At 57.2% G+C, this 25,135-nt stretch carries 23 protein-coding genes, 1 tRNA gene, 1 rRNA gene and 2 pseudogenes; 23 read left to right on the plus strand and 4 right to left on the minus strand.

Features of this window, described 5'->3' with window-relative positions; genetic code table 11:
- The first annotated feature begins 33 nt into the window (after window positions 1-33).
- The 17 genes and pseudogenes from rrf to der all read left to right on the plus strand — a co-directional run bounded on the left by rrf (window position 34) and on the right by der (window position 16,244).
- A 5S ribosomal RNA gene (gene rrf, locus R0V12_RS00425) occupies window positions 34-152 on the plus strand.
- 515 nt (window positions 153-667) lie between these two features.
- Window positions 668-1,342: a hypothetical protein gene (locus tag R0V12_RS00430; RefSeq protein WP_070477184.1), complete on the plus strand. Its 675-nt coding sequence runs from the start codon at window positions 668-670 to the stop codon at window positions 1,340-1,342.
- Window positions 1,342-2,334, plus strand: coding sequence for an HAD-IIA family hydrolase (locus R0V12_RS00435; protein WP_256020435.1), 993 nt, complete (start codon window positions 1,342-1,344; stop codon window positions 2,332-2,334). The genes R0V12_RS00430 and R0V12_RS00435 overlap by 1 nt, the downstream gene beginning before the upstream one ends.
- Window positions 2,335-2,523: 189 nt before the next feature.
- On the plus strand, window positions 2,524-3,348 hold the full coding sequence (locus R0V12_RS00440; protein ID WP_070477182.1) for a TlyA family RNA methyltransferase: 825 nt from the start codon (window positions 2,524-2,526) through the stop codon (window positions 3,346-3,348).
- A 2-nt stretch (window positions 3,349-3,350) separates the two neighbouring features.
- The gene (locus tag R0V12_RS00445; protein WP_320072658.1) at window positions 3,351-4,274 is read left to right on the plus strand and encodes an NAD kinase; all 924 of its coding nucleotides are present in this window, start codon (window positions 3,351-3,353) and stop codon (window positions 4,272-4,274) included.
- 6 nt (window positions 4,275-4,280) lie between these two features.
- The gene (gene recN / locus R0V12_RS00450; RefSeq protein WP_256008196.1) at window positions 4,281-6,005 is read left to right on the plus strand and encodes a DNA repair protein RecN; all 1,725 of its coding nucleotides are present in this window, start codon (window positions 4,281-4,283) and stop codon (window positions 6,003-6,005) included.
- 49 nt (window positions 6,006-6,054) lie between these two features.
- Window positions 6,055-7,244, plus strand: a pseudogene (steA, locus tag R0V12_RS00455) (putative cytokinetic ring protein SteA).
- 19 nt (window positions 7,245-7,263) lie between these two features.
- Window positions 7,264-8,070 carry a copper transporter gene (locus tag R0V12_RS00460; protein ID WP_083329555.1) on the plus strand — a complete coding sequence of 269 codons (807 nt, stop codon included), beginning with the start codon at window positions 7,264-7,266 and terminating at the stop codon, window positions 8,068-8,070.
- A pseudogene (locus R0V12_RS00465) lies at window positions 8,067-8,715 on the plus strand (NUDIX domain-containing protein). Before R0V12_RS00460 ends, R0V12_RS00465 begins: the two are co-directional and overlap by 4 nt.
- A complete protein-coding gene (gene xerD / locus R0V12_RS00470; RefSeq protein ID WP_256006579.1) occupies window positions 8,716-9,633 on the plus strand; it encodes a site-specific tyrosine recombinase XerD in 918 nt (305 codons plus the stop codon). It begins immediately after the preceding pseudogene.
- Between the two features lie 50 nt (window positions 9,634-9,683).
- On the plus strand, window positions 9,684-10,718 hold the full coding sequence (locus R0V12_RS00475) for a hypothetical protein (RefSeq protein ID WP_320072659.1): 1,035 nt from the start codon (window positions 9,684-9,686) through the stop codon (window positions 10,716-10,718).
- A 67-nt stretch (window positions 10,719-10,785) separates the two neighbouring features.
- The gene (locus tag R0V12_RS00480) at window positions 10,786-11,658 is read left to right on the plus strand and encodes a ParA family protein (RefSeq protein WP_070362502.1); all 873 of its coding nucleotides are present in this window, start codon (window positions 10,786-10,788) and stop codon (window positions 11,656-11,658) included.
- 11 nt (window positions 11,659-11,669) lie between these two features.
- A complete protein-coding gene (locus R0V12_RS00485; RefSeq protein WP_070977091.1) occupies window positions 11,670-12,488 on the plus strand; it encodes a segregation and condensation protein A in 819 nt (272 codons plus the stop codon).
- Between the two features lie 17 nt (window positions 12,489-12,505).
- On the plus strand, window positions 12,506-13,060 hold the full coding sequence (gene scpB, locus R0V12_RS00490; protein WP_320072660.1) for an SMC-Scp complex subunit ScpB: 555 nt from the start codon (window positions 12,506-12,508) through the stop codon (window positions 13,058-13,060).
- 62 nt (window positions 13,061-13,122) lie between these two features.
- Complete coding sequence (locus R0V12_RS00495; RefSeq protein WP_070362499.1) at window positions 13,123-14,049, plus strand: pseudouridine synthase; 927 nt, start codon at window positions 13,123-13,125, stop codon at window positions 14,047-14,049.
- Between the two features lie 12 nt (window positions 14,050-14,061).
- On the plus strand, window positions 14,062-14,754 hold the full coding sequence (gene cmk / locus R0V12_RS00500; protein WP_070363526.1) for a (d)CMP kinase: 693 nt from the start codon (window positions 14,062-14,064) through the stop codon (window positions 14,752-14,754).
- A complete protein-coding gene (der, locus tag R0V12_RS00505; protein WP_070362498.1) occupies window positions 14,751-16,244 on the plus strand; it encodes a ribosome biogenesis GTPase Der in 1,494 nt (497 codons plus the stop codon). Before cmk ends, der begins: the two co-directional genes overlap by 4 nt.
- Before the next feature lie 2 nt (window positions 16,245-16,246).
- Here der and R0V12_RS00510 read toward each other — a convergent pair whose 3' ends face one another.
- Entirely contained in the window at window positions 16,247-17,020 is a 774-nt protein-coding gene (locus tag R0V12_RS00510) for a class I SAM-dependent methyltransferase (protein ID WP_320072661.1), read from the minus strand.
- A 44-nt stretch (window positions 17,021-17,064) separates the two neighbouring features.
- On the opposite strand from R0V12_RS00510, the gene R0V12_RS00515 reads away from it, so the two are divergent.
- From R0V12_RS00515 to R0V12_RS00525, 3 genes are read left to right on the plus strand one after another with little or no spacing between them, the layout of a single operon-like run.
- On the plus strand, window positions 17,065-18,063 hold the full coding sequence (locus tag R0V12_RS00515; protein WP_320072662.1) for a CE1 family esterase: 999 nt from the start codon (window positions 17,065-17,067) through the stop codon (window positions 18,061-18,063).
- Complete coding sequence (locus R0V12_RS00520; protein ID WP_176754856.1) at window positions 18,060-19,007, plus strand: diacylglycerol/lipid kinase family protein; 948 nt, start codon at window positions 18,060-18,062, stop codon at window positions 19,005-19,007. The genes R0V12_RS00515 and R0V12_RS00520 overlap by 4 nt, the downstream gene beginning before the upstream one ends.
- Window positions 19,008-19,048: 41 nt before the next feature.
- Window positions 19,049-19,585 carry a gamma carbonic anhydrase family protein gene (locus R0V12_RS00525; RefSeq protein ID WP_070977082.1) on the plus strand — a complete coding sequence of 179 codons (537 nt, stop codon included), beginning with the start codon at window positions 19,049-19,051 and terminating at the stop codon, window positions 19,583-19,585.
- Window positions 19,586-19,654: 69 nt separating this feature from the next.
- Here R0V12_RS00525 and R0V12_RS00530 read toward each other — a convergent pair.
- From R0V12_RS00530 to R0V12_RS00540, 3 genes are all read right to left on the minus strand, one after another.
- Window positions 19,655-19,728: transfer RNA gene (locus R0V12_RS00530), tRNA-Pro, on the minus strand.
- Window positions 19,729-19,802: 74 nt separating this feature from the next.
- Entirely contained in the window at window positions 19,803-20,075 is a 273-nt protein-coding gene (locus R0V12_RS00535; RefSeq protein WP_176754855.1) for a YchJ family protein, read from the minus strand.
- A 94-nt stretch (window positions 20,076-20,169) separates the two neighbouring features.
- Window positions 20,170-21,342: a bifunctional alpha/beta hydrolase/OsmC family protein gene (locus tag R0V12_RS00540; RefSeq protein ID WP_256006593.1), complete on the minus strand. Its 1,173-nt coding sequence runs from the start codon at window positions 21,340-21,342 to the stop codon at window positions 20,170-20,172.
- 158 nt (window positions 21,343-21,500) lie between these two features.
- Between R0V12_RS00540 and secA2 the strand changes: the two genes are divergently transcribed.
- The 3 genes from secA2 to ftsR all read left to right on the plus strand — a co-directional run bounded on the left by secA2 (window position 21,501) and on the right by ftsR (window position 25,134).
- On the plus strand, window positions 21,501-23,792 hold the full coding sequence (gene secA2, locus R0V12_RS00545; protein ID WP_256006595.1) for an accessory Sec system translocase SecA2: 2,292 nt from the start codon (window positions 21,501-21,503) through the stop codon (window positions 23,790-23,792).
- Window positions 23,793-23,909: 117 nt separating this feature from the next.
- On the plus strand, window positions 23,910-24,341 hold the full coding sequence (gene odhI / locus R0V12_RS00550) for an oxoglutarate dehydrogenase inhibitor Odhl (protein ID WP_070362492.1): 432 nt from the start codon (window positions 23,910-23,912) through the stop codon (window positions 24,339-24,341).
- A gap of 49 nt (window positions 24,342-24,390) precedes the next feature.
- Window positions 24,391-25,134 (plus strand): transcriptional regulator FtsR, encoded by a 744-nt coding sequence (gene ftsR, locus R0V12_RS00555; protein ID WP_413774860.1) that lies wholly within the window; start codon window positions 24,391-24,393, stop codon window positions 25,132-25,134.
- The last annotated feature ends 1 nt before the right edge of the window (window position 25,135 follow it).

Raw genomic sequence — 25,135 nt, forward strand, 5'->3', positions numbered from 1 at the left:
TCAACAGTATTGTGTTGGCACGATTTTGGTCGTGTCGGTGGTTGATGGCGGCGGGGAAACGCCCGGTCCCTTTCCGAACCCGGTTAGCTAAGCCCGCCCGCGCTGATGGTACTGCACCTGGGAGGGTGTGGGAGAGTAGGTTACCGCCGGCCTATAACTTCATTTTCTTGTGTGTGGTGGGTTCCATTATTCCCGTTGTTGGGGGTGGTGGTACCCACCACATTTTTTTGTGCACCCACAACAAACAACGAGGGCCGTCTTTACGAAGTCTGATGACGCCAGCGCTCCTTGTTTGTAGACTCAGAGGTGCAACTCTGACTGACCGGATGATTGGGAATTTGTTTCAACAGGTGCACAATAAGTTCTTATTTTCGGACATTCCTGTTTATAATGACTTGTTCCAATAGAAAGGTGTTTCATGTCCGATCGCTCTAACGAGAGACCACGTCGCAACCACGGTTCTTCTTCCTCCAAGGGGCGGAACGGGCGGCCAGGCAATGGGGGCCGGAAAGGTCGGCGCGACGACAGTAGGGATCGTCGCAATGATCGCAGCGGTGACGGCCGTGGTAGGAGCAGAAGCGCTCGTCCTGGCGGCGATGAAGAACGCAAATTCAACAATCGTCACAATCGCTCGCAGCCTCGTCGGCAGGGCTACCGCGAGGATAGGATGGCTCAAAAGCTTTCTGAACCCGACCTGCCTTCCGACCTTGACATCAGTGTTCTCGACCCGTCCGTGCTGCAAGATTTGAAGGTGTTGTCACATGACAACGCAACTCGCGTCGCGAAGCACATGATTATGGCTGCAGATCTGCTCGACGACGACCCGGCGCTTGCTTTGCGTCATGCTAGGGCAGCAAAGAATCGTGCCGGACGTGTTGGGGTTGTTCGTGAAACGAATGGTGTAATCGCTTACCACGCAGGTGAGTGGAAAGAGGCACTTTCTGAGCTGCGAGCTGCCCGGCGCATGAGTGGCGGCCCTGGGCTTTTGGCTGTGATGGCTGATGCTGAACGCGGACTTGGTCGTCCCGAGAAGGCGTTGGAGCTTGGTCGGAGTCCTGAGGCGCGAGACCTCGATCGTGAGGGACGTATTGAGCTTGCCATCGTTCTTTCTGGTGCGCGTCGCGATCTGGGCCAGGTTGATTCTGCGATTGCGACTTTGGAACGTGTACGTCCGAACAAGGACGAGCGGGACGTCTCTGCAATGCGTTTGTCTTACGCCTACGCCGACGCATTGCTGGCTGCTGGCCGAAAGGCTGAAGCTGCTGACTGGTTCAAGCATGTTATTGAGTTGGATCCGGAGATGTTGACGGATGCGAAGCAGCGTTTGGAAGAGACGGAGTAGTGGCTTTGGGTTCTCTTGCTCATCAATATGACGTGTTGCTCTTTGACTTAGACGGCACGGTTTGGGAGGGCGGCCGCGCGTTAGACAATGCGGTTTCCAGCATCATCGAATGTGGTGTGACACCTTTCTACATCACGAATAATGCATCCCGGCCTTCGGCCCTCGTCGCCGAAATGCTTGGTGATATTGGGCTAGAGTGCTCGAGTGAGGAGATTATTACCTCAGCAGAGGCAGCTTTGGAGCTAGCGCGACCCCTGTTGAAAGAGGATGATCCCATCCTTGTTCTTGGTGCGCAGTCGTTCAAAGACTTGGTTTCTGGGGCCGGTTATCGCGTAGTCTCTAGTGCTGACGACGCACCAGTTGCGGTGCTACAAGGGCACTGCCCGGAAACTGGGTGGCGTGAGCTGTCTGAAGCAGCGTTGGCGATTCGCAACGGGGCGGTCTACTTGGCTTCAAACCTTGATACTTCCTTGCCGATGGAGCGGGGGCTTATGGTCGGGAATGGCTCGATGGTGGCGGCGGTGACGTCGGCAACCGGCGTTGTCCCAGAGGCGGCCGGAAAGCCGGAACCGGCTATGTTCCATCAGGCTGTGAAGCTGTCGGGTGCTACGCGAGCGTTGGCGGTCGGTGACCGTTTAGATACCGATATTGCCGGTGGAAATCGTGCGGGGATGGATACGTTGCAGGTACTTACAGGTGTGTCTGGTCCTTATGCTTTGTTGGCGGCTAAGCCGGTGGAGCGCCCGACATATATTGGTGATGACTTGCGTAGCCTCTTGGCAGATGCGGAGAGCTTGCGGCCGGGAGCACAGGGCGGTTTCGTGGCGAAGCTGCAAGGAGATACGCTCCTGCTTAACGGTGGTGCTGCATCTTCTTCGCCTACGGAGGCCTTGCGAACGGCTCTGGCTGTTGCGTGGTCTGCAGAGGCCGAAGTACGAGTGGTTGAGCCGGTATCGCAGTGGGCGCAGAAGGCTGTGGAGTCGTGGTGGTAGGGCACGCCCCGAAACCCCACGATCCAAGGCGAGTCGGCATTTCACCGGAAGAATTGCGTTCGAAGGTAGATAGTGTGCTGGCGCGGGTGCCGTCTACGATAAGGGATGAACTTGAACAGTTGGCTGAGGCTCATGACGTTTTAGCAGAAGCGCTAAAAGACTGAGCATCGCCGTAGGAGAGGAGTACGGGTGGCACCTGGTCGGCGACGCCTTGACGCAGAACTTGTTCGACGAAAGATTGCTCGTTCACGGGAGCAGGCCCGGACATGGATTATTGAAGGACGCGTTGAGGTCGGAGGGTTTCCTGCAAAAAAGCCAGCTACAGTTGTCGAACCCGATGTTTCCATCAAGGTCGATGTTGATAACACCGATGACTGGGCTTCCCGTGGCGCGCACAAACTTCTGGGGGCACTAGAGCACTTCGAAAAGCTTGGGTTTACGGTCAAGGATAGGACGGTGATTGACGCGGGAGCGTCAACGGGGGGATTCACTGACGTTTTGCTACGAAGAGGTGTCCGCCGGGTCTTTGCGGTAGATGTCGGTTACGGGCAATTACTTTGGCGGCTGCAAAACGATCCGCGTGTGACGGTGATGGACCGTGTGAATATACGGTCGTTGACTGCCGACATGCTGAGCGAGTCGGCCAATTGCATGGTGGGTGATTTATCGTTTATCTCTTTGAAGCTTGTGCTTCCTGCGCTGGTAGCAGCGCTTGAGGACGAGGCGGACCTCCTGCCGATGGTGAAACCACAGTTTGAGGTTGGTAAAGACCGCGTTGGTCACGGGGGTGTCGTTCGTTCGGCAGAGCTGCGTCGAGAAGCAGTGGTAGATGTCGCATTGTTCGCACAGTCGCTGGGGCTTGAGGTGAAATCAATGGTTGCATCTCCGTTGCCAGGTCCGAGTGGTAACGTAGAATACTTTCTGTGGCTGCGTAAGACAGCAAATGCGCAGGAACAATCTGTCGAGGCCGTCGAAGAGATGGCAGCACAGGCGGTGCAGGAAGGGCCAGCGTAGAAATGTCTGTAGATTATCGGCGACGCATTTTGTTGGTGCCCCATTTTTACAGGCCCGACAATATTGAGGCTGCGGCGAATTCTGCCCGGATGCTGCAGCAGGCTGGCATTGAGGTGCAGTTGCTTTCTGCGGGGGAATCAAGTCCCGCTGAAGAGGATCCAGTATTGCAGAAGCTCGAGCACGTAAGCCCAGGGGCCGAGGCTGGCCGAGGCTGCGAGCTTGTATTTGTGCTTGGAGGCGATGGAACGTTTTTACGCGCAGCAAACTTTGCGCACCTTCAGGACATTCCAGTGCTCGGGGTGAATCTCGGCCATGTGGGATTCTTGGCAGAGTCCGAAGCGGAAAGCCTGGAAGATGTGCTGTCCTCGGTGATAGCGCGCTCATATCGGGTTGAAGACCGCATGACACTTGACGTGCGGGTTTTGGATGCGACGGGTGAAGTGCTTGGCGAAAGTTGGGCGCTGAATGAATGCAGCATTGAGAACTCGGATCGTACAAGAGTGCTTGATGCGTTTCTGGAGATCGATTACAGGCCGGTATCTTCGTTCGGTTGTGATGGTGTGCTGGTATCTACGCCTACTGGATCAACCGCGTATGCTTTTTCGGCCGGTGGTCCGGTGATGTGGCCTGAGCTCGATGCCATCTTGGTGGTTCCGAATAATGCGCACGCCCTCTTCGCGAAGCCAATGGTTGTTTCACCGTTGTCGACGGTAGCGGTTGAGTCCTTTTCGACGACCAGCTCCGCTGTTGTCGTGATGGATGGGGTTCGAAGGATTATGATGCCGCCAGGTGCACGGGTCGAAGTGACGCGTGGTCGCCGCCCGGTGCGCTGGGTTCGGCTTGATGAGCGTCCGTTTACCGACCGCCTGGTGGAGAAGTTTCAGCTTCCGGTATCTGGGTGGCGTGGCCCAGACAAAGAGAGGTAGATCGGCGTGCTGTCGGAAATTGCTATCAGGAACCTCGGTGTGATCCCTCACGCTAGCGCGGAGCTCTCGGAAGGTTTGACAGTCCTTACGGGTGAGACTGGCGCCGGTAAGACGATGGTGGTCACGGGTTTGCGGCTGTTGACTGGCGGTCGTGCTGATGCTTCTCGTGTCCGTACGGGAGCGCCGGAAGCGGTGGTGGAGGGCGCGTTCGCGGTAACAGGAATCCACGAGGACAGTCGCGAGGCTATTGCGAAGATCGCGGAGAACGCTGGCGCGGTCCTCGATGAAAACGGTGAGTACGTCGTAGTCCGTTCCGTAAAATCGACAGGCAGGTCGAAGGCACACTTTGGTGGCCGGGCGGTACCGGCTGCGACACTCAGCGAAATCTCCTCGCACCTGCTTACGATTCATGGCCAGAACGATCAGTTACGTTTGATGTCGCCAGAACAGCAACTGCATGCGTTGGACCGCTTCGATCCTGCTGCTTCAAAGGTTCTCCGTGCGTATCAGGAAGCGTGGAAGCGCTGGCGCGTTGCGAAGAGAGATTTAGAGGAGCGGACAAAGCGGCGTCGAGAATTAGCGATGGAACAGGACCGTCTCCTGTTTGCTGTCAACGAGATCGACGAGGTCGCACCCGAGCCAGGTGAAGACGCTGAGCTCGTCTCTGCGATTCAGCGCCTGCAAGATGTTGATGGATTGCGCTCCGCGGTTCAAGAGGCGATGGTTGCAATCGATGGCGCTGAGGCGGTTGGTGAGTATGACGAGGCGTCCGCCGCTTCAGATTTGGTAGGGCAGGCTGCGAGTGCACTTGGTGCATCCACTGATACGCAGCTGCAGGAGCTGGGGCGTCGACTGGAAGAAGCCGCCACTGTGCTTTCGGATGTTTCTTCGGAACTTGGAACGTATTTGTTTTCGTTGGATGCGGATCCGCATGCGCTCGAGAACATGCTTCAGAGGCAACAGTCGTTAAAGGTGCTGACCCGAAAGTACGCGTCGGACATTGATGGTGTGCTGCGTTGGAGGGACGAGGCGCAGCAACGGTTGGCGTCAATTGATACGTCGGATGAGGCCCTCGCGGAGCTTCAACTGCGGGTTGATGACGCTGCGACCGAGATGAAGCAGCACGCTGAGGAGTTGACGGGCATTCGTCGCGATGCTGCACGACGGTTCTCTGAGGCGGTGACACAGGAGTTGCATGGGCTGGCGATGCCTAAGGCTGTGCTGAGCGTCCGCGTTGAAGGGGCAGACTACGGCCGTGATGGCGCTGATGCTGTCGAGATTTGTCTGTCGCCTAACGCTGCGTCAGAGCCAAAGCCATTGGCAACCAGCGCGTCAGGAGGTGAGCTTTCACGCGTCATGCTCGCGATTGAAGTGATCCTTGCCGGGTCAACGCACGGCGCGACATTCGTCTTTGATGAGGTTGATGCTGGTGTCGGTGGTCAGGCCGCGGTGGAGATAGGGCGTCGCCTTGCACGGCTCGCAGTAAACAATCAGGTAATTGTGGTGACGCACCTGCCACAGGTTGCGGCTTACGCGGACAGACACTTACACGTTGCGAAGAACGTTGGCGATGAAACCGTGACATCAGGAGTGCTTGTACTCGACGATGCCGAGCGCGTGGAGGAACTAGCTCGCATGATGGCTGGGATGGCGAACTCGGAAACAGGAAAGGCGCACGCGGCGGAGCTACTGGAGCAGGCACAGCGCGAAACAAAAGAGTTTCGTCGATAGCCCGCGCGCCTAGCAGTACTTGGCGTGCGATGCAGGCAGAATTCAACATATGACTGAAACTTCTGCAACTTCTGAATCGACTAGCGCGCCGTTGCAGGGACCGCTGCGTGATTGCACGCCGCAAGGCAAGGGGCGCGGCCGTCTTCGTTCTGGGGATATTGCCTTCGTTGATGCTCCAATATCAGCCGTAGGGAAGCTGAGATGTTGATCAACGCGGCACCGGCGGCGGTTGTCAATATTGCACGATTTAGCACTGGGGCTGTGCCTAATTACGGCCCGCACTTGCTTCTCGACGCCGGCATTCCACTGTTTGAAGCTGCCGGTGCGGAGATGCGGGCGTCGATACGCGATGGCAAGAAGACATCCGTAACGGCTTCGGGTGAGATCAAGGTTGGGCGCAAGGAAGTCGGTTCTGCTGCACCAGTGGTGCGCGCTGATGTTGACGCGACGTTTATTGAAGCACAGCGTCACCTCGTAGATCACATGGAGGCGTACTTCGGAAACACGATCGAATTTATACACTCCGAATCGCCGCTGCTTATAGATGGTGTTGGCGCGCCTGAGTTAGGTGACGTGATTGCGGACCGAAAAGTTATTATCGCGAGCCCGTGCCCAGATCTCCGAGAGCGTATCGAATCGTTGCGCAATTTCATCCGTGAGTTCACACCTGTGCTGATTGGCGTAGGCAAGGCGACGAATACCTTGGCGGAGATGGGGTACGCGCCCGACTTTATCGTGGGCGACCCGGGCGACGTGGCTGAAGAAAATTTGCGAAGCGACGCGCGGGTGATTTTGCCAGCGGACCCCGACGGCTACGCGCCTGGTCTGGAGCGCATCCAGGATCTTGGAGTAGGTGCGATGACGTTTCCCGCCGCGACCGAATCTGCAACAGACCTGGCGGTGTTACTGAGCGTGTTCCACGATGCAGAAATGATCGTGATGGTTGAGCAGCCCGTGAACCTGGACCGTATCTTTACCGAATCAGATGAAAGCTCGCCGGCAGCACTGCTCACTCGTTTGAAAGCGGGTCAAAAACTGGTGGATTCCACAGTGATAGCTGATTTGTACAATCTGACGACTGGTCGGGGAGTCGCCTGGGCATGGGCAATTTTGGGATTGCTTGTTGCTGCGGCGACGATTGTACTCATCGTCGGGCTTGGCGGGAGTGGGCCGTTTAGCACGAACCTGGCGGATACGTGGAACACGATAGTTACACAGCTGCAGAGTCTGTGGAGCTAATAGGGAGTAGGTGGTTTTGATGTCTTCAGGAAGTAGTTCGGCAGGTTATGTTGCAGCAGGTCTGGGCTGGGGCATTGCACTTGGTGTCGCAGCAGGAATGCTGGTGATTGCGCCAGCAATGGGCACGCTTGATTTTTCAACGTCGTCGCAGTTAGGCGAGTCGCAACAGTCGGCTGACGCCTCGCAGGGGACAAAATTTGAGTTTTCCGATGCAGTGATAGCTCAGCATTCGGCCGAGCTTGTTGCGAACACGCTGGATGGTAAGTCAGTGATGGTGCTTCGCACGCACGATGCGTCAGCAGAAGATGTCGATGCTGTAACGTGGCTGCTTCGCACCGCAGGGGCATCAGAAGCGGGCCAGATTACGTTGGGCGAGAAGTTTACCCAGCAGGAGTCGGCTGATGCATTGAGTACGATCATCGCGAACACCCTGCCGGCAGGAGCGCAGCTTTCCGTTGATCGACGCGCGCCTGGCACACATGCTGGCCAGTCGCTGGGGAGCGTTCTGCTCAAGGATCCAGCGACTGGTGAACCGGTGGCTCCGGAATCTGATCGTAATTTCGTTATAGAGGCGCTGCATGGAGGCGGTTTTATAGACGACACAGATGTTTCAGCGCCTGCTGATGCGATTGTTGTGATCGGCGCCGGTGATACCGGCGGGGAGCGTTCTTTCGGGACACAACTGTTGACAGACATGACCGCGGAGCTCAATGACTTAGCTGCGGCAGTGTATGCGGCGCCAGATGAAGACGGTGGGTTTGTTGATACAGAAGCAGGCAGGGTGTCGGCGGTGCTTTCGCTTGCGGAAGAATTGGCGGTCGAATGATGCACGAGTTTGAAGTTCAACAGTCGGAGCTGCTGCTGGATGCACCGATTATCGCGGTGCGCAAAGATATTGTTTCGATGCCGGGGGGCGCTTCCGCGGCACGCGAGAATCGTAGAGCACTTCGGTGCGGTTGCAGTGGTGGCCGTCGATTCCAAACGAAGGATTGCGATGGTCCGCCAGTACCGGCACAGCGTTCGGCGCCGGTTGTGGGAACTTCCTGCTGGACTTCTCGACGTCAGCGAGGAAGACGCGCTTGTGTGCGCCCAGCGTGAGTTGGCCGAGGAAGCTGGTTTGGCTGCTGAGAAGTGGGCATTGTTGCTGGATCTGGTGACGTCCCCGGGTTTCGCAGAAGAAGCGGTGCGTGTGTACCTGGCTTCGGATCTCCGTGAGGCCCCTCGTGGTGAAGCCGAGTTCGAAGAAGCCGATATGGTGCTGGAATGGGTGCCAATTGAAGAGGCACAATCGATGGTGTTTCGCGGTGACATCGTGAACTCGATTGCGATTGCCGGAGTGATGGCAGCGGCGCGAGTGCTAGAAGGCGAGGTAGAGCCGCGTGATGTAACCGAGCCCTTTGACCTGCGGCCAAGATCGCTAGCAGAGCGACGCACAGCGCAAGGCGTCACGCGCGATATGAAGAGGATCTAGTTGGACGTCAATGAGCTTGTTAGGCGTTGGCTCGAGCACCTTGCAGTTGAACGAGGTCTTTCAGCAAACACATTGAGCAACTATCGTCGGGATCTTAGACGGTATGCCTCGTGGCTGCATGCCAACGGCAAAGCCAACTTGTCTGAGGTGACCGCTGCAGACATCGAGGCGTACCTGGCGGACCTACGGCGTGGAGTTGATGGGGCTGCGCCGTTGGCGGCATCTTCGGCTGCGCGCGCACTTGTGGTTGCCCGCGGACTACACAAGTTTGGGGTGCTTGAGGGCGTACTTGCAGGTGATGAATCAGCCCAAGTAGCTCCACCTTCGCCTGGTAAGAAGCTGCCCGATACGCTAAGTATCGAAGAGGTCGGCAAGATGCTGGACTCGTGCCCCACGGAGGAGCCGATTGGGTTACGAGACAAAGCGTTACTGGAGTTGCTCTACGCCACGGGGGCGCGTGTGTCGGAAGTACTGGCGCTCTACGTCGATGACTTCATGGCGCTCGAAGGCGAACAGCACGCGGTACTGACACTGACAGGCAAGGGCAATAAGCAGCGCATCGTGCCGGTGGGGTCGATGGCGAAGGAGGCCGTCGAAAAATATCTGGTGCGCGGACGCCCAGCGCTGGCCAAAGGGCGCTCTCATTCGCTGTTCCTGAACGCACGTGGCGGCAGCTTGTCTCGGCAAAGTGCTTGGACGGTCATCAAACGGGCCGCTGAGCGAGCCGGGATCACCAAGCATGTATCTCCTCACACGTTGCGGCATTCTTTTGCAACACACATGCTCGACGGCGGCGCCGATGTACGAGTAGTGCAAGAACTGCTTGGGCACGCATCTGTGACGACTACCCAAATTTACACACACGTTACTGCGGAAAGCCTTCGGGAAGTCTGGCACGCTACGCACCCTCGTGCATAGGTATGTAGGGTTGACATGTTCTGATGCACGACCGGAAGGATTCTTGCCACATGGCTTTTCGACGACCCCACGTTCTCGCAACTGTCGCTGCTGCTACATGCGCTCTCGGGCTGAGCACCTCGGGAGCTGATATGAACGCGTATGCGCAGTTGCCGGAGGGGCTTGATCCTGCCGCGATCCAGCAGGCCATCCCCTCCGAGATCCACGTGCAGGCCGGGCAGACTACGACTGTCGACACCGGTGTTCCGCTGAGCCTCAATTACAGTTCGGGTGGCTGGACCGTTGTATCATCTGGCACTTCTGTGTCCGTGACTGCTCCTGATACTCCAGGTGCAACGGTGAGCGTTCCGGTCTCCGCTGGGGGATACTCGGCGACCGTGAATCTCGTCGCAGTGGGCAGTGGTGAGACCGTTGATGCTCCACCTGAGAGCGCTGCGGAGCCTGGAAACGATGATGGTGCTGGCAAGCCACATGGCGATAGCGTTGATGACTCAAACAGGGAAGGACACGGATCCGAGACTGGTTCAGACTCAGATCAACGTGTGCACGACGCGCCCGCTGCGTCACAGGCCCACCGTGTCCCAGCCAAGGAGGTGGATACCACGAACGCGAAGCGCTTGGAGTTCGAGGGCGTCATCGAGGACAACAGCATTGTGGTGAAGGTGCCTCTGAGTAAGGCCGGACAGCTGATGAAGTACGCTAAGACCGATAGGGAAGGCGCCACACTTCGTTATGTAGACGTGGACGGCAATATCATTGAAGGCGTGCAGCGTGACGTGGACGTAGCGTCGCGCACGCTGACATTAACGTACCCGGAGGGACAGACGCCGGATAACCCCTTCATCATGGAGGTTGTCCGGGATGGATCGGCGGCGGAGTTCATCGCGGTGATAACGTCAAAGAACGCTCCGACTGCTGCACCAAAGGATGGAAATACCCAGGGAGGCGACAGTCAAGCGGAAACACTTGACGAATCGAGGGCGAATGACGGCCTTCTTGCCCTGGGCATCGCAGGAATTGCGGCACTGGTGGCCTTGCTGCTCATCGTGTTCCTGATTCGAAAGAGGCGACAGGCACATAACTAGGTATGGCATTGTAAGATGATTGCGTCAAGGGCTTACACGTGACGCGCATTGGACGGAAGGGATGACAATGGCAGGCAACGCATTGTTTGACGCTGCTGAAGAAAAGAAGTTTCTCACGGGACGTCCATTCCGCGAGTTCCCTCAGCCTGAACCGCTCGAGCACCACGGCCCGGCGACCATCCTATCGATGGTGAATCAGAAGGGTGGCGTCGGCAAAACGACGTCGACAATCAACCTGGGTGCATGTCTCGCAGAGCAAGGGCGCAAGGTGCTGCTTGTTGACCTCGACCCGCAGGGAGCGCTCTCTGCCGGTCTTGGAGTGTCCCATGATGAAGAGCAAGTCACCGTGTATGACTTGCTTTTTGACAACACTGCGTCGATCCACGCGGCCATTCGGCACTCGAATATGCCGGGGCTGGACCTTGTCCCCGCGAACATTGACCTTTCTGCTGCGGAGATTCAACTGGTCAATGAAGTCGGCCGTGAACACACATTGGCCCGTGCGCTCCGCCCTGTACGAAATGAATACGACATCATCATCATCGACTGTGGCCCTTCGCTCGGCCTGTTGACCGTCAATGCGCTGGCGTGCTCGGCGGGCGTGATGATTCCGATGGAGTGCGAGTACTTTTCGCTCCGTGGTCTTGCGCTGTTGACTGACACAGTGGAAAAGGTGCGAGACCGCATCAATTTCGACCTTGACATCGTAGGCATCCTGGTCACGATGTTCGACCGCCGCACTACACACGCGCGAGAAGTGATGGATCGAGTCGTTGAGGTATTCGGCGAGCGAGTTTTTGACACGGTGATTACCCGAACGGTTCGATTCCCGGAGACCTCGGTTGCCGGTGAACCGATCATTACTTGGGCGCCGCACTCCCAAGGCGCAGAGCAGTACCGGCAGTTGGCGCTTGAGCTGCTCGAGCGCATTGATAAGTAGTTTGTTGCACCGTGTCTGAGGACGCCACCACGGGAGTCCAGCCCGAGATCACCGGTTTTACGTTGGCCCTCCAGAACTTTGAGGGGCCGTTTGATCTGCTCCTGCACCTCATCCACTCCAAGAAGCTGGACGTGACCGAAGTTGCACTAGCTGAGGTGACCGACGAGTTTATTGCATACACGCGTGCGCTGGGTGCAGCAGCGCAACTTGACGAAGTCACTGAATTTCTTCTTGTGGCTTCCACACTGCTGGATTTGAAGACTGCGCGGTTACTTCCGCGCGACGGAGATACAGAGATTGAAGATCTTGAGCTCCTGGAGGCCCGGGACCTGCTCTTTGCGCGTCTCCTCCAGTACCGTGCGTATCAGCAGGTCGCTGACGAGTTCGTGGCCTGGCAACGTAACGCGAAGCGGAGGTACCCGCGTGCGGTCTCAATCGAAGACCGATTCGCTGCGTTGCTTCCACCTGTGCAGCTGGGGCACACGCTTGATTCCTTTGCGGAGTTGGCCGCTGCTGTGTTTCGGCCCCGCCCACCGGAGGAAGTGCGGACGGACCACTTGCACGCGGTCAGCGTTTCGGTGCCCGAGCAGGCCGGGAAGCTACTGAGCGCGCTGCATCTCCTTGGTGCGGAGCAGTGGGTCGCATTTGAGGTGCTCACGAAGGACTGTAGTTCCTCCATGGAACTCGTGGGGCGCTTCTTGGCGTTGTTGGAGTTGTACAAGGCTCGCGCGGTGGAGACCGAGCAGCCAGAAGCCCTCGGTAGCCTGGAGGTTTCCTGGACAGGAATCAACGTCGATCCTGCTGTGGTTGCGTCAAGCAACTGGGAATAGCGATAGAATGCCAGACCATGAATGCTCCCCAAATGGTTTCGCAGCTTCGCGCACGTATCGAATCGATTTTGCTGGTCGCGGACAATCCAGTCACGGTAGATGCATTAGCGTCGGCACTGGGGGCGGAGCTGGGAGACGTCGAGAAGCAGCTCGAGGACTGGTCCGAGGAATGCGAACTGCGCGGCAGCGGGATCGACGTTCGGCGGACAGCTGAGGGGTGGCGACTGTACACGCGACCAGAATACGCAGACGCCGTGGAGGCATTTCTGCTTGATGGTGCACAGACGAAGCTGAGCCGCGCGGCAATGGAGACACTTGCGGTGGTTGCATATCGCCAGCCGGTGACACGCACGCAGGTTTCCGGAGTACGTGGCGTCAACGTTGATGGTGTGATGAAAACGCTGACGCTGCGAGGGCTCATTGCCGAGGTAGATCCAGACGAGGCGACCGGCGCGCACCGTTACGTCACTACCGAGCTCTTTCTTGAGTTGCTGGGCATAGATTCACTTGAGCGACTGCCGAACCTGGCGCCATTGTTGCCAGAGATCGACGATATCGAGGAAGCATGGTAAAGGCTGCTACACTTGCGGTCGTTCGAAGAACTGTATAACTCGCAAAGAGAAAAGGACTCAAGATGAATCCTCCCGCTCGCCGAGATGGCATACCGGAACAAGGAAAGAACGAGCCGTTCTATCCTTCGTATGCGAAACCGGCACGTAAACAACATGTCAAGCGTGACAAGCGCGCCAAGGCTGCCAATGAGGCTCCGAACCCACTCGATGACAACTGGTGGGACGACGAAGAAACAAAGCAGCGCAAGAAGAACACCGACGGGATCCGTCTGCAAAAAGTGCTCGCACAAGCAGGCGTCGCGTCGCGACGGCACTCTGAGATTATGATTGATCAGGGGCGCGTTGAGGTCAACGGGAAGATCGTTACCGTCCAGGGCACCCGTGTGAATCCGAACGTCGACGTGATTCGAGTTGACGGTGCACGCATCAATGTAAACGAGGACTTGGAGTATTTCGCGTTTAATAAGCCGCGCGGAGTACACACAACCATGCAAGATGAGCATGATCGCGCCTCTGTTGGTGACTTCGTTGCTGAGAGAGTCGCTGCAGGTCAGCGTCTGTTCCATGTCGGGCGTCTCGACGCCGACACTGAAGGGCTCTTGCTGCTTACCAACGACGGCGAGCTTGCAAACCGCCTCATGCACCCGCGCTACGAAGTTCGAAAAACGTACTTGGCCACGGTACTCGGCGAGTTTAAATCCGCTGATGCTAAGCAGTTGCGCGACGGTATTGAGCTCGATGATGGTGTGGCGAAGGCAGACTACGTGCAGATCGTCGATGTGCACAATGGTCAGTCGATTGTTCGCGTCGAACTACACGAAGGCCGCAAGCACATTGTCCGTCGGATGCTGAAAGCAGCTGGTTACCCGGTACAGCGTCTGGTGCGAACGAAAGTGCACACGGTGCAGCTCGGCGATATGAAGCCAGGATCGATGCGCGCACTTAACTCATCTGAGTTGGCATCACTGTTCAAGGCGGTGGGGATGTAAATGGAGGAAACGATGTTGAGTAACCAGCCAGATAATGGTCTGCTGCTCGCAGTGGATGGGCCGTCGGGTACTGGCAAGTCGACAATGTGCCGAGCGTTAGCCAAGAAGCTTGACGCAAAGTACATCGACACGGGCGCGATGTATCGAGTTGCGACGTTGGCGGTGTTGGACGCCGGCGTGGATCCGGAAGACACTAGTGCAGTCATCGCTGCTACTGCTGATCTGCCGATGGAGGTTTCCGACGACCCCGATGACAAGGCTGTTATTCTGGGCGGCCGGGACGTCTCCAACGTGATCCGAGGGGCGGAAGTAACCAGTGCAGTTTCTGCTGTTGCCGCGATCCCAGAGGTCCGTGAAAATTTGGTGGCCCTGCAGCGTCGCCTCGCCTCTGAGGCGCATCGCGCCATCGTTGAGGGCAGGGACATTGGCACCGTAGTTTTGCCAGATGCACCGGCCAAGGTGTACATGACGGCGTCAGCCCAGGTGCGTGCACAGCGCCGGTTCGACCAGGACACAGCAGCAGGCCGCAAAGTAGAGTTTGAAAAGGTGCTAGCAGACGTGGAACGTCGTGATGCCCTTGACTCCTCCCGTGAGACCAGCCCACTGAAGCCAGCTGATGACGCATTGATTGTAGACACCTCTGAGATGGCTCCTGAACAGGTGCTGGCGGCCCTCGTCGACGTGATTGAAAGGAGCAGCAAATGACCACAGGAGATTCCTTTCCACAGGATTTCAATGAAGCTGACTTCAACGATGCGGATTTCGGTGAGGCGGACTTCGGAGATCTCAACTCCGCTGAGGAGTACACCGAGGAAGAGTGGGCAGCCGTTGAGGAAGCGTTCGGTATCTTCAATCCTGACTACATCGAAGAGGCCCTACCGACGGTGGCCATCGTTGGACGCCCAAACGTGGGCAAGTCCACACTGGTAAATCGATTTATTGGGCGTCGTGAAGCCGTGGTCGAAGACCACCCTGGTGTGACTCGCGACCGGATCAGTTACATTACTGACTGGGGAGGGCGACGTTTCTGGGTGCAAGACACTGGTGGCTGGGACCCGGACGCGAAAGGCATCAACGCGGCTATCGCGCACCAGTCGGAAGCTGCTATGGAAACTGCAGACGTCATCGTTTTTGTGGTCGATTCCCACACCGGCATCACGATGTCAGATGAGGCGATGGCTCGCAATCTGCAGCGTTCCGAAGTTCCAGTCATTTTGGTCGCGAACAAGTTTGAGTCCGAGTCGCAATGGGGCGACGTTGCTGAGCTGTACGCGCTCGGCCTCGGGGACCCGTGGCCAGTCTCAGCATTGCACGGTCGCGGCGGCGCGGATGTACTCGACGAGATTCTGCGACTGTTTCCGGATGAGCCGCGCGCGAAGGACTCCATCACAGATGGACCACGCGCAGTTGCGCTGGTTGGACGCCCAAATGTGGGCAAGTCGAGTTTGCTGAACAAGCTTTCCAAATCGAAGCGCGCCGTAGTCGACAACGTTGCAGGTACCACTGTTGACCCTGTTGATGAACTGATCCAGCTCGACGGCAAACTGTGGAAGTTCATCGATACTGCCGGGCTGCGGAAGAAAGTCAAGAATGCGCAGGGGCACGAGTACTACGCCAGCCTTCGTACCCGAGGCACCATCGAGGCAGCGGAGGTGTGCGTCGTGCTTATCGACGCCTCCCAGGAGATTTCTGAGCAGGACCAGCGAGTGATCTCCATGGTGCTTGAAGCAGGCAAGGCGATGGTCATTTGCTTCAACAAGTGGGACTTGATGGATGAGGACCGTCGTTACTACTTCGACCGCGAGTTTGATGAGATGGTCGGGCACCTCCCGTGGGTGACGAAACTCAATATCTCGGCAGACACTGGGCGCGGGCTGCACCGCCTTGAGCCGGCGATGGAGGAAGCACTTGAGAACTGGGATCGTCGAATCACCACGGGACAGCTGAACAACTGGCTGCGCGATGCGATTGCCGCAAACCCACCGCCGATGAAGAACAACCGGTTGCCGAAGGTCTTGTTTGCCACCATGGTTGGCACGCGCCCACCGACAATCGTCCTGTTTACCACGGGGTTCCTAGACGGCAGCTACCGCCGCTACTTGGAGCGAAAGTTCCGTGAGCAGTTCGGCTACCACGGCACGCCGATTCGGATCGCAGTTCGTGTGCGTGAACGTAACCCGCGGCGTCGTAAGTAGCATTATCTACGGCCGTACAGGAACGCGTCGGTCCTGTACGGCAGTGGTATAAGTTGGCCAGGATCGAATCCGAGGCGCTCATGCAGGTACCAGGTGAGGTTGTTCGTCATTTTGTCCCGAGTGCGCTGGTTTACGCGAAGCCAATAGGAACGGGTCGCCATGAGCGTGAATAGCTGATCCGTCCGGATCGGTTGAATCCACGTTGTTCGTAGTTCCCGCTTGAGGTGCCAAGGCTCGAAGACAGTGGGGTAGAAGCCTTTGGTAAGCACATCGCCAGAGTGCATAATCTTTGCCAGACGTAGTACCCACGGATGCTCCACCTCGAGGGTGTTCCAGCATAAGAGAAGTTCGCCGTCATCTTTGCTGATTCGGGCAGCTTCTGCGCTAGCGAGGTGTGGGTCGACCCAGTGCCACGCTTGGGCGAAGGTGATGGCGTCGAAATGCTTGGGTGCTGATGCGGTGCACTCGGCGGTTGCGCGCCATACTGGAAGCTCTGGGTGTCGGGCGCGCAGTGTATTCGCCATGTCTGGTGAGGGTTCACAGCAAGCAACTCGGTGCCCGGCGGCGTGCAGTTGTGCAGCAAAAATTCCGGTACCGGAACCAACATCTAAGACAGTGCGGACGACTCCGCGACCGGCAAGTAGCTCAACTACTGAGTCCGGATATGACGGTCTGACCGCATCATAAGTGTCTGCGCCGACTGTGAACGCGCGTGACGAATTCAGCCGGTGCTCACTGCTGTGAAACAGTGGTTGGTGCTTTCCGCTTGGCTTCATAATCAACTAACCTAACAACCTGTGACTGTCAGGAGAATCCGCGAGTGAACATTTCCAACACGATGAACCGGCGCTGGTCGTTGCGTACGGTGCTGCTCGCTGTGCTGCTTGGCTGCGCAGTCATGGCTGGCTGTAGTGGAGACAACGAGGAGCCGGAGGCAGCCGATGCGCTGCCGAATCCCCTGCGTACAGTGGAAAACGGTAGTCGGCCTGACACGGTTGCGGAAGTCGAACCGTGGAGCTCTGCATCAGTCGAGTCACGGACGATCCCGGCTGGGGGACTGCAGCGCGAGTACATACTCTCGCTACCAAAGGGTGCACAGCAGCGAGAAGGTTTGCCACTCATACTCGTATTCCACGGTTACACGAGCACAGCTGCGTCGATGCAGCGCACGACGGGCTTTAACAACGCGGACGCGGTTGTGGCGTACTTGCAAGGTGTGAACAAGGCGTGGGCGCCGGCACCGTATGCAAATACGAATGCACGTCAGGACCTGGCATTCGCTGACGCCGTGCGGGCGCAGCTACAACAAGAGTTTCACACCCAACCTGCTCGTACATTCGCCGCAGGCTTTTCAAATGGAGGAGGGTTCGCGGAGTTCCTGAGCTGCCAGCGACCACAGGATTACACCGCAGTGGCGACTGTGTCAGCCGCCGTCTATGACGCGGTGCTTGAGGGGTGCTCGGCGATCCCCGTCAAACGCATCGACATTCACGGGACCGCTGACAGCGTCATTGACTACAGCGGAGGAACCCGGCACAAGACGCACTACGCTGGTGCCTATCAAGACGTTGAGCGAGAAGCTCGACGCAACCACTGCAAAGCCACTGACGAGGAGGCGCCGAAACCAGAGTGGTCAGAAGCACTGCCCGGTGTAGCAAAAGCTGAATGGGTCGGCTGTGATGCGGGGCTTGTGCATTACAAAGTGGATGGCGGCAAGCACGAATGGCTTGGGCCTGGTACTTCGCCGGCATCGAATTTGCCGATCGGTTTTGCCAGTGAAGCAGTACTGGAATTCTTCGGAATAGGGATGCAAAAGTGACTTCGGAAAAGTTGTTTCATCGCACCGCTGTGGTGGTGTATAACCCGACGAAGATTCGCGCTGCGGTTTTGGAGCGCTTTGTCGAACTCTACGCTGACCCTCGCCGCGAAATTTGCTGGGTACCCACGACAAAAGAGGACACGGCACTTGCTGGCTTCGCGACTGCACTCACCGAGGACGTGGACGTGGTACTCGTCGCGGGAGGTGACGGTACTGTCCGCCGCATCGCTCACGTCCTAGCAGACACCGGCATCAAGATGGGGATTATCCCAGTTGGTACCGGTAATCTACTTGCGCGAAACCTTGGCTTGCCATTGGATCCTGAGAGCGCGATACGCCGTGCGTTTACTGGAGAAGAGCACGCTGTGGACCTTTGCGAAGCCACAGTCACTCGGCGCGACGGCTCGCAGGAGACTTATGGGTTCACAGTCATGGCTGGAGTGGGCCTTGATGCGCAGATGGTTGAACGTACCAGGGAGGAATTAAAGCGACGCATAGGTCCGCTGGCATACATCGGCGGGATCGCACGATCGCTGGGCGGTGGTAACAGTGTGGAGGCTACCGTAACCGTCGACGACCATCCCTCGAACAGGCGTCGCTTGCACACCATGATTTTCGGCAACTGCGGTGACTTGGTGAATAAAATCCCGCTGTTCCCCGATGCGCTCCCCGACGATGGCGAAATTGATGTCGTGGCGATGTCTCCGCGTGGACTTATCGGATGGTTGCTGATTGGCCTACGCATCGTGTTTAACACTCTGCGTGCACTCCTCGGTGGCGGGTGGCAGGGTATCCCAGCTCCGCAGATGGACTATTTCAAAGGACACACGATAAGCGTTTCTTTCGCTGCCCCCGAAGTATTCGAAGTTGATGGCGACACTATCGGGTCGATCGAAGCAGCCACTATCCGGGTGATCCCACAAGCGTTGGTGCTGATGCGATAGATTCCGCTGCAGGGCCAATAGGGTTTCGGCATAATGGCGACATGATCTACTCATTTGAAGGTAAAACCCCGAAGATTCATCCGTCTGCATTCGTGTCCGATGAAGCCACGATTATCGGTGATGTCGAAATTGCCGAGGATGCCAATATTTGGCCCGGAGTGGTGATTCGTGGTGATGTTGGCGCGATTCGAATCGGTGAAAGGGTCAACGTGCAAGATGGATCAGTGCTGCACGTTGATGAGAACGGGAAGACCATTCTCGAAGCCGACGTGACCATTGGCCACCTTGCTATGGTGCACGGGTGCCATATTGAACCTGGGTGCCTAATCGGCATGAACGCGACCGTGCTGTCCGGGGCTCGCATTGGCAAGGGGAGCATCATCGCCGGTGGCGCAGTGGTGCTCGAAGGCCAACTGATACCTGAATTCTCACTCGCTGCAGGCGTACCGGCGCAGGTCAAGCGTGAGCTTGAGGAGTCAACTTACGCTGCGCGTGAACGCCACGCAGCCCTTTATGTTGAGTTGGGGAAGCGCGCGGCGAGTGGGTTGGTACCGGTAGAACGCGCCGCAACTGAGTAGCTTACGAAAACTAAAACCCCGCTCAACCAGGAGTTTCGCCTGGTCAAGCGGGGTTTTTGTTGATAGTTGTCGGACTGACAGGATTTGAACCTGCGACCCCCACACCCCCAGTGTGGTGCGCTACCAAACTGCGCCACAGCCCGTTGCCTTCATCCGGCGAATACCGGAACAGCTCCGATAGTTTAGCGCACAGTTACTTCAACTATGAAACCAGCTGTTAGAAGGCAGTGCCGTTGAGGTACACCCATGCGCCGCCCTCGCGAATGAAACGGGAATGTTCTCGCTGGGTGCCACTCGGGTGAAGGGCCTCGAAGCGGACCTCTCCGTAGGTATCCGTTGGGCCACCTTGTTCGGAGTGGAGAACTCGCAGCGCAATATATGGTTCGCCACCTGGTGGAAGCTCCAACGATGCCGGTCGTGTGCTCGAAGCCCAGGTGCGCAGCAAGTAATCCGCATCGCCGACGACGAACGCACTGTAGCGTGCCCGCATGAGCGATTCTGCTGTGGGAGCAGGTTTGCCTGCGTGCAGGGCGCCGCAGCACAGGGGGTATGGGCGATCGAGGCCACATGGGCAGCGTTTCACGTCAGCGCACCACGTCGATGGTTGTCTGCACCGAGGCGCTGTGAACGTAGCCGTCGACGGTTGAGCGTTTGCCGGCCTCCATGAGCGTCTGGGCCTCGGCGTCGCTGAGGTCGCCGAATAACGTGATGTCACGTGTGAAGTGCCCCTCGCCGAGATGTGTGACCTCCACGCGCACGTCGTTGAGCGCAAGTCCTTTCGCGGCGGAACGAATTGCCTGGGAACAAGATACTGCCAACGCGGACATGTACAAGCCTGTCGACGTCACGCCCTGGCCCTTGCCGCCAGCATTCTTAGCCCGGTCAGTTGCGATCGCACGATTGGAGGTGCGAACTACGTCGCCATACTTCGTCCCGCGGGCGGAGTAGGAGACTGCGTTGGAGTCGCCGGTGGCATCCGGGACAAATTCGGGGGTGATGTATTGCATGACCCACGAGCCGATAATGTCGGCCGCACGCTGTGCGGTGCCTTGGCGCGTCAATAAATGATCGGCCTTGTCCAGCGCCATGAGTGACTTCGGGTAGCGGGTGAGGCTAAAAATTGACTGGGCGTTATCAATGCCTACCGTCACATCGATAGGCGAGTGGACCAGCAATAGTGGCTTGCGCAGTTTCGGCAGGTATTCTTCGGGGTTCGTGTCGGCGAGATCCTCAAGGAAGTCGCGTGAAATGATGAGCTCCCTGCCGCCGAGGATGACGGGGACATAGCCGTCGCGGTCCGCGTCACCAATCTTATCCGCATAGTGCAACACCGAGTGTGCAGGGTCGAACGGCGCACCGACTGTCGCTACGGCTTTGAGCGTCTTTTTGAGATCGGGATGGGTCGCCGCTTTCAGTGCTGCAGCGCCCCCGAGCGAGTGGCCCATGATAAGCTGTGGCGCTTTGAACTCTTTGGCTAACCACTTTGCTGCAGCCACGATGTCGTCAGCGTTTTGTGAGAACGAAGTATCGGCGAAGTCACCCTCAGATTGTCCGAGACCAGGAAAATCAAATCTGAGCGTTGCAATGCCGAACTCTGTTAACCGCTTGGAGATTCGCGAAGCACCAGGAGTATGTCTGGACCCCGCAAAACAGTGTGCGAAAATCGCGTAGGCTTTCGCCGGCCCGTCAGGCCGGTCAATCGTTCCGGCCATCATCTTGCCCGTCGACGACGGCACCTTCACGTTCAGCGATAACATGTGGGCTTTCCTCCTGAGAACGGGGACGCATTCGGTGGTCTTTGCTTGAACAAGGATAGAGTACATTGACGTGAACGAGTGAGAAGCACTTACCATGTAGGCCAGGTAGTGCGAGAGGCAAAAGGCCACTTTTGCCGTGACGAAAGGTCGTATGAGGAATGGCTGCATTTGGCTGGTTTTGGAAAGCAATGGGTGCAACGTCCGAACGCAACAACAAGAAGTCGAAGGGGATCGTGGCGAAAGCCCACGAGCTCATTGGAGAGTTCGAAGCTCTTGACGACGCCGCGCTGAGCGCCGCTGTGCGTGACACCGTGCGTGACGGAGAGGTCGTCGACAAGCCTCGCTTCCTCGCAATTCTGTCGGTTGCCGCCACTCGAACCCTTGGGATGACCCCGTTCGACGTTCAAAACCAGGCGGTTTTGCGCCTACTCGAAGGCGATGTAATTCAGATGGCCACCGGCGAGGGCAAAACGCTCGTTGGAGCTATCGCTGCGACCGGTTTTGCGCTCACTGGTAAGCGGGTGCACCTCATCACCGTGAATAACTATCTCGCTGAGCGCGATGCCACGTGGATGCGGCCGCTTGTCGAGTTCTTTGGGCTCAGCGTTGCCGCTGTAACGGAATCGACGCCACGTGAACAGCGTGTAGAGGCATACCGATGTGACGTCGTCTATGCTCCGGTGACCGAGATCGGCTTTGATCACCTTCGTGATAATCAGATCACGCACCGCTCTCAAACCGTTCAGTTACCAGCCGAGGTTGCTCTTGTCGATGAGGCCGATAGTGTCCTTGTCGACGAAGCCCTCGTCCCGCTCGTCCTGGCTGGTTCTGAAGGTACGCAGCAGCCCACAGGCAAGATCACCGAAGCGGTCTCGCACCTTGACGAGGAGAAGGACTACGAAACTGATGCCGATGGTCGCAATGTCTTCCTTACCGAGGAGGGGGCGAAGAAAGTTGAACGTTTGCTCGGTATCGACTCGCTCTATTCTGATGAGCACATTGGCACCACACTTGTCCGGGTCAACCTTGCGTTACACGCTCGAGCACTGCTGATCCGCGACGTACATTACATCGTCGAGGACGGCAAGGTGGCGCTTGTTGACGCCTCCCGCGGCCGCGTCGCTGAACTGCAGCGTTGGCCTGACGGATTGCAGGCAGCAGTCGAGGCAAAAGAGGGACTGAAGGTCTCCGAGGGGGGCCGAATTCTCGACTCGATCACGCTGCAAGCACTTATGCGTCGCTATCCGACGGTCTGTGGCATGACTGGAACCGCCGTAGAAGCCACCGATCAACTGCGTTCATTTTACGACCTGCACGTATCTGTTATTGACCGCGCAAATCCGTTGCAGCGATTTGATGAAGCCGACCGGATCTACGCAACGATGGAGGAGAAGAACCAAGCGATCGTCGAAGAGATCGCGCTGCTTCACACGAATGGTCAACCTGTTCTTGTAGGGACTCATGACGTTGCAGAGTCTGAGGCTCTCGCAGAGGCATTGAACGAGCGTGGGATCAGCGTGAACGTGCTCAATGCGAAGAATGACGCTGAGGAAGCACGCATTGTGGCTGAGGCTGGAGATTTAGGGCGGGTGACCGTGTCTACACAAATGGCAGGCCGCGGTACCGATATTCGTCTAGGTGGCGCTGACGAAGGAGATCACGACAAGGTTGCGAAGCTGGGTGGTCTCGCCGTTATCGGTACAGCACGCCATCGCACAGCGCGGCTCGACAATCAGTTGCGCGGACGTGCAGGGCGTCAGGGCGACCCTGGCCTGAGCCTGTTCTTTGTTTCCCTGGAAGACGACATTGTTGTTACCGGGGGAGAGGATGAGCGCATCACCGTACATCCCGACGCGTCGGGACGGATCGAATCCTCGCGTGCACAGCAGTTTGTTGACCACTGCCAGCGCGTTACAGAGGGCCAGCTGCTAGAAATTCACTCGCAAACGTGGAAATACAACAAGCTCATCTCGGATCACCGTACAATCCTTGATGAGCGGCGAGCGTCATTGCTCGATACCGACGCGGCGTGGCGTGAGCTTAGCGAACGAGCACCGGAGCGCGCCACCGAGCTGGATGCCATCGATGCTGACAAACTACGGCAGGCAGCTCGTGAGATAATGCTCTACCACCTGGACCATGAGTGGTCTGAGTACCTCGCGCTCATGGACGATGTTCGCGAATCGATCCACCTGCGCGCCATCGCCCGTGAAACGCCAATCGACGAATACCATCGAATCGCCATTCGTGAATTTAAAGAACTAGCGAATCGTGCCGTAGATCAGGCCGTCGATACTTTCAGGAAAGTCGTGATTGATAACGATGGAGCACACCTCGAAGACGCTGGTTGGAAGCGCCCGAGTGCGACGTGGACCTACATGGTGTCGGATAATCCGTTGGCGGGTTCGGGGAACTCGGTGATCTCCGGGATTGGAAATATTTTCCGTTAATCCTCATGTTGAGGTTCAGAGCGTTACACTAGAACCGCAACAGCACGCTGACCCACAATTGGGTAATATTGCGATTTAGAATTTATTGACTTTCAAAAACACCGTCAGGAGTTTGGAATGGCCGAAAACAAAGATGCAGACATCGTCCAGGTCGAAACGACCTCCGTCTTTCGCGCTGACCTTTTGAAGGAGATGGAGAACGGCGCTGCTGCAGCCAACGATAACGTCACCAGCACGGAGAATTTGCCGGATGGTGTTGCGTTGCTCGTGGTGAAGCGCGGACCGAACGCTGGTGCAAGGTTCCTGTTGGACCAGGACGCAACCACCGCAGGTCGCCATCCTGAGGCCGACATTTTCCTTGATGACGTCACGGTGTCCCGCCGCCATGCTGAGTTCCGCCGCGATGGTGACTCTTTCGAAGTCGTTGACGTGGGATCACTGAACGGCACTTATGTGAACCGAGAGCCAAAGGACTCGCAGGTTCTCTCCTCCGGGGATGAGATTCAGATTGGTAAATTCCGCCTGGTCTTTATCGCCGACGAAAAGTAGTATTGTCCGTTTGTCTGCCCCTGCCCATTAGAAGAGATTAATCATCACCGTGAGTGCAATACGTCGAGCTGCTACAGAGCAAATGGGAGCCACCGTCGCCCCGTCAGGGACAAAGACCATGTCTATTGGTGTTGTCCTGAAACAGTTGCGGGAAGAGTTCCCTGATGTGACTGTGTCGAAGATTCGCTTTCTTGAGTCCGAAGGCCTGATCACTCCACAGCGCACTGCGTCCGGATACCGGCGCTTTACAAGTGATGATGTCGAGCGACTTCGCTACATCTTGGTTACCCAGCGAGACAATTACCTTCCTTTAAAGGTGATCCGCGAGCAGCTCGAGGCCATGGATTCCGGTCAGGTCACCGCGATCATGAGCGTGAGCGAAGCTGATCCACTAGTTTCTCCAGATAGCTTCCGAGCACCAACTTCGACACACTTGAGCGACCGAGACGTTGCCGAGCAGGCTCAAGCAGACCAAGAACTTGTCGACGAGTTCGTGCGTGATGGATTGATCGTCCCTGATGTGGCTGGTCATTTCACCGCCGACGACGTCCGCGTGGTTACTGCAGCCATGGCGCTAGCGGAATTCGGTTTGGATTCTCGCCACCTCAAGACGCTGCGGACTATGGCTCGTCGCCAGGCTGATCTCATCTCTCAAGTAACGGAACCCGTTGCGAAGTCCGGTAAGGAAAATTCAGCACAGCAAGCGGAAGAACTCGGGCAGCAGCTTTCCGCCCTGGTCGTATCATTGCACGCTTCGCTGCTCAAGAACGAGCTGCGAAATTCTGGGCGCTGAG

This window comes from Corynebacterium sp. UMB2355A, from assembly GCF_033877495.1.
GTDB classification, from domain to species: domain Bacteria; phylum Actinomycetota; class Actinomycetes; order Mycobacteriales; family Mycobacteriaceae; genus Corynebacterium; species Corynebacterium pseudogenitalium.